Origin of the sequence: Streptomyces sp. NPDC006265 (assembly GCF_040613555.1) — a bacterium.
Taxonomy (GTDB): Bacteria; Actinomycetota; Actinomycetes; order Streptomycetales; family Streptomycetaceae; genus Streptomyces.
In genome coordinates, this window is the sequence record NZ_JBEXSH010000323.1 from 1 (window position 1) to 8,989 (window position 8,989).

Consider the following 8,989-nt stretch of genomic DNA (forward strand, 5'->3'; position numbering starts at 1 on the left):
GTCGTTGACCACCGTCACCGGCAGTCCGCCCAGCCGCTCGCCGAGCAGCGCGCGGGCGTCGGTGTCGATCCAGCTGTCGTCGACGTTCGCCGCCGTGCGGATCGTGGCTCCGTCGGTGACCACGCCCGGGAAGGTGACCCCGATCGGGCCCGTCCAGCCGAAGTGGTCGACGACCTCCTTGACGCCGTCGGCCACCGCGTCGGGCGTGGCCGGGTACGGGGTGAGGACCTTGTGGCGCTCCTGAGCCAGATCGCCCTTGTCCAGGTCCACCGGGGCACCCTTGATCCCGGATCCGCCGATGTCCACTCCGAAGATCTGCATGGCCTTACGTTACGACGAACGACTGACGGTCACAGGCCGGACAGCGCTGCTGCCCGGCCTGTCCGCGATCACTCCCCGGAAGTTTCACCGGTCCCGGCGCCGCCGCGCTCGACGGCCAGGGTCGTGGCCTCCTCGCGCAGGTCGCGGCGGAGCTCCTTGGGCAAGGAGAACATGATGGACTCCTCGGCCGCCTTGACGATTTCGACGTCCTCGAAGCCACGCTGGGACAGCCACTCCAGGACCTGCTCGACCAGGATCTCCGGGACGGAGGCGCCCGAGGTGACGCCGACCGTCGTCACGCCCTCCAGCCAGGCCTCGTCGATCTCGTCGGCGAAGTCCACGAGATAGGCCTCGCGGGCACCGGCGATCTTGGCGACCTCGACGAGCCGCTTGGAGTTGGATGAGTTGCGCGAGCCGACGACGATGACCAGCTCCGACTCGGCGCCCATCTGCTTCACGGCCAGCTGGCGGTTCTGCGTGGCGTAGCAGATGTCGTCGCTGGGCGGGGAGATGAGCTGCGGGAACTTGCCCTTCAGGGCGTCGACGGTCTCCATGGTCTCGTCGACGGACAGCGTGGTCTGGGAGAGCCAGACGACCTTGGACGGGTCGCGGACCTCGACCTTCGCCACATCGCCCGGGCCGTCGACGAGCTGGATGTGGTCGGGGGCCTCGCCGGAGGTGCCGATGACCTCCTCGTGGCCCTCGTGGCCGATCAGGAGGATGTCGTAGTCCTCGTTCGCGAAGCGGACGGCTTCCTTGTGAACCTTGGTGACGAGCGGGCAGGTGGCGTCGATGGTGGCGAGGCGGCCGCGCTCGGCCTCCTCGTGGACGACGGGCGCGACCCCGTGCGCCGAGAACATCACGATGTTGCCCGGGGGGACCTCCTCCGTCCGCTCGACGAAGATCGCGCCCTTCTTCTCCAGGGTCTGCACGACGTACTTGTTGTGGACGATCTCGTGCCGGACGTACACCGGAGCGCCGTACTGCTCCAGGGCTTTCTCGACGGCGATCACGGCGCGGTCCACACCCGCGCAGTAGCCACGGGGGGCGGCGAGCAGGACACGGCGGCCAGGCGAAGCAGACATGCGTCCCATCGTAAGGCCGCGTTCGGCGGGTCAGAGATCGCCTGCGTGTGGAGTCCCCGGGAAGACTGACATGGCGCGGCGCGAGTGACGTACGGCGGGAGCGCAGGCGCGATGTCCGAGACCGGCACGCAGGCCCGTACGGCCGAGGGGGAGCCCGCGCTGCGGCGCAGTCCCGGCTTTGTGACCTGGTCGTCTACGGGCTGCTGTTCATCGCGCCGATGGCCCCGGTGGGTGTGTTCGGCACGCTGGACGCCAAGTCGCACGCGCGGTCGTGCTGGTCTACGTCGTCGCGACGATCGCCATGGCGCTCACCGCGTTCGGCTACGCGCAGACGGTCCGGGTGGTGCCCGGTGTGCGCAGGGCGGCTGAGCCGGGTTGTCGGTGCGGCCCACTACCCTCGCGGCATGGCTGTGAACACGACTCCGGAAGCACCGCTGCCCGTCGGCGAGGTGTCGCGGCTCATCGGGGGCTGGATCGACCGGCTGGGGGCGGTGTGGGTCGAGGGGCAGATCACGCAGTTGTCGCGGCGGCCGGGCGCGGGCGTGGTGTTCCTGACGCTGCGGGACCCGTCGTACGACATCTCCGTCGGCGTCACCTGCTACCGGCAGGTGTTCGACGCCGTCGCGGACGTGGTGAGCGAGGGCGCCCGGGTCGTCGTCCTCGCGAAGCCCGAGTGGTACGCCCCGCGGGGGCAGCTGTCGCTGCGGGCCGCCGAGATACGGCCCGTCGGGGTCGGTGAACTGCTCGCGCGTCTGGAGCAGCTGAAGAAGGCCCTCGCGCGGGAGGGCCTGTTCGCGCCGGAGCGCAAGAAGCCGCTGCCGTTCCTGCCGCAGCTGATCGGGCTGGTCTGCGGACGGGCCTCGGCCGCCGAGCGGGACGTCCTGGAGAACGCCCGGCACCGCTGGCCCGCCGTCCGCTTCGAGGTGCGCAACGTGGCCGTGCAGGGGGTGCACGCCGTGCCGCAGGTCGTGCAGGCCGTGAAGGAGCTCGACGCGATCGACGACGTGGACGTGATCATCGTCGCCCGGGGCGGCGGCAGCGTGGAGGACCTGCTGCCGTTCTCCGACGAGCAGCTGATCCGGACGGTCGCGCAGTGCCGTACGCCCGTGGTGTCCGCCATCGGGCACGAGCCGGACAACCCGCTGCTGGACCAGGTCGCCGACCTGCGCGCCTCCACTCCGACCGATGCCGCGAAGAAGGTCGTACCGGACGTCGGCGAGGAGTACGAGCGGGTGCGGCTGCTGCGGGACCGGGCGCGGCGGTGTGTGGCGGCACTGGTGGAGCGGGAGGAGCGCGGGCTGGCGCACGCGCTCGCGCGGCCGTCGATAGAGGATCCGCACCGGATGATCGACGTGCGCGCCGACCAGGTCGCGGACCTGCTCGACCGGGGCCGGCGCTGTCTGCGGCATCAGCTCGACCGCGCCGACTCGGAGCTTACGCACACGCACGCGCGCGTGGTGGCCCTCTCCCCCGCCGCGACCCTGAAGCGCGGGTACGCCGTGCTGCAGAAGGCGGACGGGCACGCGGTCCGCGATCCCGGCGAGGTGGAGGCCGGTGAGGCCCTGCGCGCGCGGGTCTCCGAGGGTGAGTTCTCCGTACGAGTGGACACATAGGGTGGGTGGATGACCAGCGAGGTTGATGAGACACCGGGTGCCGGCGAGGCGCTCGGGTACGAACAGGCGCGGGACGAGCTGATCGAGGTCGTCCGGCGTCTGGAGGCGGGCGGTACGACGCTGGAGGAGTCCCTCGCGCTCTGGGAGCGCGGCGAGGAGCTGGCCAAGGTGTGCCGGCGCTGGCTGGAGGGGGCCCGGGCGCGGTTGAACGCGGCGCTGGCGGAGGAGGCCGCGGAGGGCGAGGACGCGGAGTAACCGGGACCGTTCGGTACGGGGTGACACAGGACACCCCCACGCTAGTTGAACGTTGAACTTCATTGGCGTACGGTCGAAACCGCCAGCCGATCTTCCGGACCGACCGTCGCGAGAAAGTGCCTTCATGCCCCTCGTTCTTGACCCCGCCGCCCAGGACCTGCTGTTCCGCGAGGCCCGATCCGCCAACACCTTCACCGACGAGCCGGTGACCGACGAGCAGGTGCAGGCGATCTACGACCTGGTCAAGTACGGTCCGACCGCCTTCAACCAGACCCCGCTGCGCATCACCCTGGTCCGCTCCCCCGAGGCCCGTGAGCGCCTGGTGGCGCACATGGCCGAGGGCAACCGGCCCAAGACGGCGAGCGCCCCGCTGGTGGCGATCCTCTCCGCGGACAACGAGTTCCACGAGGAGCTGCCGCACCTGTTCCCGGCCGCCCCGCAGATCAAGGACATCTTCTTCGCCGAGCGCCCGGTCCGCGAGAACGCCGCCGCGCTGAACGCCGCCCTCCAGGCCGCGTACTTCATCGTCGGTGTCCGTGCCGCCGGTCTCGCCGCCGGCCCGATGACCGCCTTCGACTTCGAGGGCGTCCGCAAGGAGTTCCTGGACGACGACCACACGCCGCTGATGGTCGTCAACATCGGCCGCCCCGGCCCGGACGCCTGGTACCCGCGCTCCCCGCGCCTGGAGTTCGACCAAATCGTCACGACCGTCTGACCGACGAACACGACGAAGGCCCCGGCACGCCGCCGGGGCCTTCGTCGTGCGTCTACTTCGTCTGCAGCGCCTCGGCCATCTTCGTCAGCTGGGCGAACGACGCGGTGCCCGTCACGACCGTCGTCGAGCCCTTGGTGCCCTCGAGGACCAGCGCGTGGTACCGGCCGCCCTCGTAACGTGTCCAGGTGCCGTCGCCGATCTTCTCGGTTTTCCCGGTCTCCTGAGCGCCCTGGGTCGCCTCGTCGAGGAAGACGGGGCGCCGCTGAGTGGACTGCTCGACCGCCACGTACTCCCCCTCGGGATCGTGGAAGCCGAGGTGCCAGGCGTCGAACTTGTCGCCCCGGAAGCGGACGGAGGTGGCCTTCCATGCGTCGGGCAGACCCTGGGGGGCGGCCACGGGGTAGGAGGCCGCGCGGCGTGCCGTGAGCAGCTCGACCCGGTAGTCGACGGCCTTCACGTCGGGCGCGCTGTCGTCGTGCGGGATGAAGAGGTACACGAAGCCCGCGACGAGGACGATGACTCCCATGGAGAGGATCATGTCCCGTGCCGTCTTCTGCTTGCCGTTCTTGCCTGCCACGCCCCCTATCGTCGCAGGTCCCTGCTGCGCTCATCCGTGGGGTCCCCTGCTCATTTTGGCGACTCGGAGATAGAGTCGGGCGACAACACCCTCATCCGGCCGTCGTCGTACAGAAAGGTGCGCTCCGATGACCGAGCATCATCACTTGCCGTCCGAACTCGATGTGCCCTCCGAAGCCCCCGACCGCAACCTCGCCCTGGAGCTCGTCCGGGTCACCGAGGCCGCGGCGATGGCCGCGGGCCGTTGGGTCGGGCGGGGTGACAAGAACGGCGCCGACGGTGCCGCGGTGCGCGCCATGCGCACCCTCGTCTCCACCGTCTCGATGAACGGCGTCGTCGTCATCGGCGAGGGCGAGAAGGACGAAGCCCCGATGCTGTTCAACGGGGAGCGCGTGGGCGACGGCACCGGGCCCGAGTGCGACATCGCCGTCGACCCGATCGACGGCACCACGCTGACCGCGAAGGGCATGACGAACGCGATCGCGGTGCTGGCCGCCGCCGAGCGCGGATCGATGTTCGACCCGTCCGCCGTCTTCTACATGGACAAGCTCGTCACCGGGCCCGAGGCGGCCGACTTCGTCGACATCAACGCCCCGGTGTCGGTGAACATCCGCCGGGTCGCCAAGGCGAAGCGGTCCGCGCCGGAGGACGTGACGGTGGTGATCCTCGACCGGCCGCGGCACGAGGGCATCATCAAGGAGATCCGGGAAACCGGGGCGCGCATCAGGCTCATCTCCGACGGCGACGTGGCCGGCTCGATCCTGGCGCTGCGCGAGGGCACGGGCGTCGACCTGCTGCTCGGCATCGGCGGTACGCCGGAGGGCATCATCTCGGCCTGCGCCGTGAAGTGCCTGGGCGGCACGATCCAGGGCAAGCTGTGGCCCAAGGACGACGAGGAGCGGCAGCGGGCGATCGACGCGGGTCACGACCTCGACCGCGTGCTGACGACCGAGGACCTCGTCACCGGGGAGAACGTGTTCTTCGTGGCCACGGGCATCACCGACGGGGAACTGCTGCGAGGGGTTCGCTACCGGGCGGAGACCGCCACGACCGACTCGATCGTGATGCGGTCGCGGTCGGGCACGGTCCGCCGGATCTCCTCCGAGCACCGGCTGAGCAAGCTGCGTGCCTACAGCGCGATCGACTTCGACAAGGGCAAGTAGCCCCGGGGCGAAGCGGGCCGGCACGACGAGCAGAGCGCCGGCACCACGAAAGGGCGTCCCCGGTGCGGTGGGGACGCCCCTTTTCGTCGCGCTCGTTTCGTGGTGCTCGTTTCGTGGTGCTCGTTACGTGGTGCTCGTTACGTGGTGCTCGGCCCTCAGCCTGCCGCCGCTATCTGGTTCGCCGGGCGGGCCGTCTTCTTCAGCTCCATGTCGCGGCGGCGGCGCCGGGCCAGGACCACGCGGCGCTCGGCGGCGGTGAGGCCGCCCCAGACGCCGTAGGGCTCGGGCTGGAGCAGGGCGTGTTCGCGGCACTCGACCATCACGGGGCAGCGGGCACAGACCCGTTTCGCCGCTTCCTCCCGGGACAGCCGCGCGGCGGTCGGCTCCTTGGAGGGGGCGAAGAACAGGCCGGCCTCGTCACGCCGGCACACCGCCTCGGTGTGCCACGGGGCGTCTTGGTCCCTGTCTCGCGCTGGCACCCGCGGGGCCGGAACGGCAGCTACCTGCACGGACGAATGCGGCGGTTGCAGCACGGTCTACTCCTGACGACGGCTTCGCGAGCGAGAGACGATGCAGCAAGGCCTACCCGCTGTACGCGCGCCTATGCACTGAGTTCCGAACCGCCGGATTCGGGGGATTCGCGACTGTCAATGCCCCAGGTGTTTGCGCAAACTCCTGTCGACCTTGCGGTGCACCCGGTCCAGGATGTCCGCCACGACCTTGCCCCGCTTCGGCCGCGCCTCGACGCTGCCGAGGACGGCCCAGCCGTCGACGTAGACGATGGGGGCCTCCGGGTCGCCCGAGTCGAGGGTGGCCACCTCGAAGCTGCCGAGGACCCCGCCGCCCATGCCGCGCAGCGACACGTTCTCCGGGACGCGGATGTCGACGCTGCCGAAGATGGCGAACGACTTGACGACGACCTGCTGATGATCGAAAAGGGCCTCACTGAGGTCTATCTCGACACTGCCGAAGATCGCGTACGCGTGGATCCGGCGGCCCGCACGCCAGCGGCCCTTGCGGACGGCGCTGCTGAAGACCGCGACCACGTTGTCGTCCGGGTCCATCGGGATGGCGCCGGCCGTGGGGCGCCGGGGGGCCGGGGCATGGACGGGACCGGGGCCCTGGCGGTGGGCCGCGGGCAGATCCCGTATGAAGACCTCCAGTTCGCCGACGGTCTTGGCGCGCAGCACCCCCTCGACGCGCTCGGCGTGCTCGTCCGCGGTGAGGCGGCCCTCGGCCAGGGCGTCGTGCAGGATGTCGGCGATGCGGTCGCGCTCGGCGTCTGAGGCGCGGAGCTCGGAGCCGGCGGGCTCCTGCTTCTGAAGGTCCTGCTTCTGAAGGTCCACGGCAGCAGCGTACCGAAACACGATAGATCGCGACACCCCTGGATCGCGGCCGAGTGTGACGAACTGAGCCCTACCTCACAAGCCCGGTGTCAGCGCCAGGTTCTACGCTGGTTGGCGCCCGCCAACGGAGGCGGGCCGCGTCTGTCGAGTGAGGAATGGGCGAGATGCCTGAGTTCGCGTACACCGATCTGCTCCCCCAGGGAGAGGACACCACCCCGTACCGGCTGGTGACCTCCGAGGGTGTCTCCACGGTCGAGGGGCCGGACGGGCGGACCTTCCTCCAGGTGGAGCCGGAGGCGCTGCGCAAGCTCGCCGAGGAGGCCGTCCACGACATCCAGCACTACCTGCGCCCGGCCCACCTCGCGCAGCTGCGCCGCATCATCGACGACCCCGAGGCGTCGGGCAACGACAAGTTCGTGGCGCTGGACCTGCTGAAGAACGCGAACATCGCGGCGGCGGGCGTGCTGCCGATGTGCCAGGACACGGGCACGGCGATCGTGATGGGCAAGCGCGGGCAGAACGTGCTGACGGCGGGCCGTGACGAGGAGGCCCTGAGCCGCGGCATCTACGAGGCGTACAAGAACCTGAACCTGCGCTACTCGCAGATGGCCCCGCTCACCATGTGGGACGAGAAGAACACCGGCTCCAACCTCCCCGCGCAGATCGAGCTGTACGCGGCCGACGGCGGCGCCTACAAGTTCCTCTTCATGGCGAAGGGCGGCGGCTCGGCCAACAAGTCGTTCCTGTACCAGGAGACGAAGGCCGTCCTGAACGAGTCCTCCATGATGAAGTTCCTGGAGGAGAAGATCCGTTCGCTGGGTACGGCGGCCTGCCCGCCCTACCACCTGGCGATCGTGGTCGGCGGCACGTCCGCCGAGTACGCGCTGAAGACCGCCAAGTACGCCTCCGCGCACTACCTGGACGAGATCCCGGCCGAGGGTTCCGAGCTCGGGCACGGGTTCCGGGACAAGGAGCTGGAGGAGAAGGTCTTCGAGCTGACGCAGAGGATCGGCATCGGCGCGCAGTTCGGCGGCAAGTACTTCTGCCACGACGTGCGGGTGGTGCGCCTGCCGCGGCACGGCGCGTCCTGCCCGGTCGCCATCGCCGTCTCCTGCTCCGCCGACCGCCAGGCCGTCGCGAAGATCACCGCCGAGGGCGTCTTCCTGGAGCAGCTGGAGACGGACCCGGCGCGGTTCCTGCCGGAGACGACGGACGAGCACCTCGACGAGGCGTCCGACGTCGTCAGGATCGATCTGAACCAGCCGATGGACACGATCCTCGCGGAGCTCACCAAGTACCCGGTGAAGACCCGCCTGTCCCTCACCGGCCCACTGGTCGTGGCCCGCGACATCGCGCACGCCAAGATCAAGGAGCGGCTGGACGCGGGCGAGGAGATGCCTCAGTACCTGAAGGACCACCCGGTGTACTACGCCGGTCCGGCCAAGACGCCCGAGGGTTATGCGTCGGGCTCGTTCGGCCCGACCACGGCCGGCCGGATGGACTCCTACGTGGAGCAGTTCCAGGCGGCGGGCGGCTCCAAGGTGATGCTGGCCAAGGGCAACCGCAGCAAGCAGGTCACGGCCGCGTGCGACACCCACGGCGGTTTCTACCTCGGCTCCATCGGCGGCCCGGCCGCCCGCCTCGCCCAGGACTGCATCAAGAAGGTCGAGGTCGTCGAGTACGAGGAGCTCGGCATGGAGGCCGTCTGGAAGATCGAGGTGGAGGACTTCCCGGCGTTCATCGTCGTCGACGACAAGGGCAACGACTTCTTCCAAGACCCGGCGCCGGCGCCGACGTTCACGTCGATCCCGGTCCGGGGACCCGGCCTGGCGTAGTGCCCCGGGGGCGGCGGGAAAACGATTTCGCCCCAGCCGCCCCTACCCGTCCCACCCCCAGGGGCTGCCCCCTTCGATCC

Annotated in this window: 10 protein-coding genes and 1 pseudogene; 6 read left to right on the forward strand and 5 right to left on the reverse strand. The window is 70.0% G+C overall.

The window, feature by feature from the left end; all coding sequences use genetic code 11:
• Both ABZ281_RS24615 and ABZ281_RS24620 read right to left on the reverse strand, forming a co-directional pair.
• Positions 1-321, reverse strand: a 321-nt coding sequence (locus tag ABZ281_RS24615) for an ROK family protein (RefSeq protein ID WP_356658721.1), incomplete at its 3' end; no start/stop codon positions are given.
• Positions 322-389: 68 nt separating this feature from the next.
• Positions 390-1,415, reverse strand: a complete 1,026-nt coding sequence (locus ABZ281_RS24620) for a 4-hydroxy-3-methylbut-2-enyl diphosphate reductase (protein WP_356658723.1) — start codon at positions 1,413-1,415, stop codon at positions 390-392.
• 102 nt (positions 1,416-1,517) lie between these two features.
• On the opposite strand from ABZ281_RS24620, the pseudogene ABZ281_RS24625 reads away from it, so the two are divergent.
• The 4 genes and pseudogenes from ABZ281_RS24625 to ABZ281_RS24640 all read left to right on the forward strand — a co-directional run.
• A pseudogene (locus ABZ281_RS24625) lies at positions 1,518-1,755 on the forward strand (amino acid permease); the annotation flags it as partial.
• A 55-nt stretch (positions 1,756-1,810) separates the two neighbouring features.
• Positions 1,811-3,019 (forward strand): exodeoxyribonuclease VII large subunit, encoded by a 1,209-nt coding sequence (xseA, locus tag ABZ281_RS24630; RefSeq protein ID WP_298566486.1) that lies wholly within the window; start codon positions 1,811-1,813, stop codon positions 3,017-3,019.
• A 9-nt stretch (positions 3,020-3,028) separates the two neighbouring features.
• Positions 3,029-3,274: an exodeoxyribonuclease VII small subunit gene (locus ABZ281_RS24635; protein ID WP_356658725.1), complete on the forward strand. Its 246-nt coding sequence runs from the start codon at positions 3,029-3,031 to the stop codon at positions 3,272-3,274.
• A 124-nt stretch (positions 3,275-3,398) separates the two neighbouring features.
• The gene (locus ABZ281_RS24640) at positions 3,399-3,989 is read left to right on the forward strand and encodes a malonic semialdehyde reductase (protein ID WP_356658729.1); all 591 of its coding nucleotides are present in this window, start codon (positions 3,399-3,401) and stop codon (positions 3,987-3,989) included.
• Positions 3,990-4,041: 52 nt separating this feature from the next.
• Here ABZ281_RS24640 and ABZ281_RS24645 read toward each other — a convergent pair whose 3' ends face one another.
• The gene (locus ABZ281_RS24645) at positions 4,042-4,566 is read right to left on the reverse strand and encodes a DUF4245 domain-containing protein (RefSeq protein WP_356658731.1); all 525 of its coding nucleotides are present in this window, start codon (positions 4,564-4,566) and stop codon (positions 4,042-4,044) included.
• A gap of 127 nt (positions 4,567-4,693) precedes the next feature.
• On the opposite strand from ABZ281_RS24645, the gene glpX reads away from it, so the two are divergent.
• On the forward strand, positions 4,694-5,728 hold the full coding sequence (gene glpX, locus ABZ281_RS24650; protein ID WP_030842703.1) for a class II fructose-bisphosphatase: 1,035 nt from the start codon (positions 4,694-4,696) through the stop codon (positions 5,726-5,728).
• A gap of 155 nt (positions 5,729-5,883) precedes the next feature.
• Here glpX and ABZ281_RS24655 read toward each other — a convergent pair whose 3' ends face one another.
• The gene (locus tag ABZ281_RS24655; protein WP_031103048.1) at positions 5,884-6,261 is read right to left on the reverse strand and encodes a WhiB family transcriptional regulator; all 378 of its coding nucleotides are present in this window, start codon (positions 6,259-6,261) and stop codon (positions 5,884-5,886) included.
• Positions 6,262-6,375: 114 nt separating this feature from the next.
• Positions 6,376-7,074, reverse strand: coding sequence for a DUF1707 domain-containing protein (locus ABZ281_RS24660; protein WP_356658733.1), 699 nt, complete (start codon positions 7,072-7,074; stop codon positions 6,376-6,378).
• Between the two features lie 164 nt (positions 7,075-7,238).
• Between ABZ281_RS24660 and ABZ281_RS24665 the strand changes: the two genes are divergently transcribed.
• On the forward strand, positions 7,239-8,909 hold the full coding sequence (locus tag ABZ281_RS24665) for a fumarate hydratase (RefSeq protein ID WP_356658735.1): 1,671 nt from the start codon (positions 7,239-7,241) through the stop codon (positions 8,907-8,909).
• Positions 8,910-8,989: the final 80 nt, after the last annotated feature.

Coding starts and splice junctions, on each gene's coding strand:
- glpX (WP_030842703.1), top strand. CDS start 4,694: ATGACCGAGCATCATCACTTGCCGTCCGAACTCGATGTGCCCTCCGAA.
- ABZ281_RS24620 (WP_356658723.1), bottom strand. CDS start 1,415: ATGGGACGCATGTCTGCTTCGCCTGGCCGCCGTGTCCTGCTCGCCGCC.
- ABZ281_RS24640 (WP_356658729.1), top strand. CDS start 3,399: ATGCCCCTCGTTCTTGACCCCGCCGCCCAGGACCTGCTGTTCCGCGAG.
- xseA (WP_298566486.1), top strand. CDS start 1,811: ATGGCTGTGAACACGACTCCGGAAGCACCGCTGCCCGTCGGCGAGGTG.
- ABZ281_RS24665 (WP_356658735.1), top strand. CDS start 7,239: ATGCCTGAGTTCGCGTACACCGATCTGCTCCCCCAGGGAGAGGACACC.
- ABZ281_RS24635 (WP_356658725.1), top strand. CDS start 3,029: ATGACCAGCGAGGTTGATGAGACACCGGGTGCCGGCGAGGCGCTCGGG.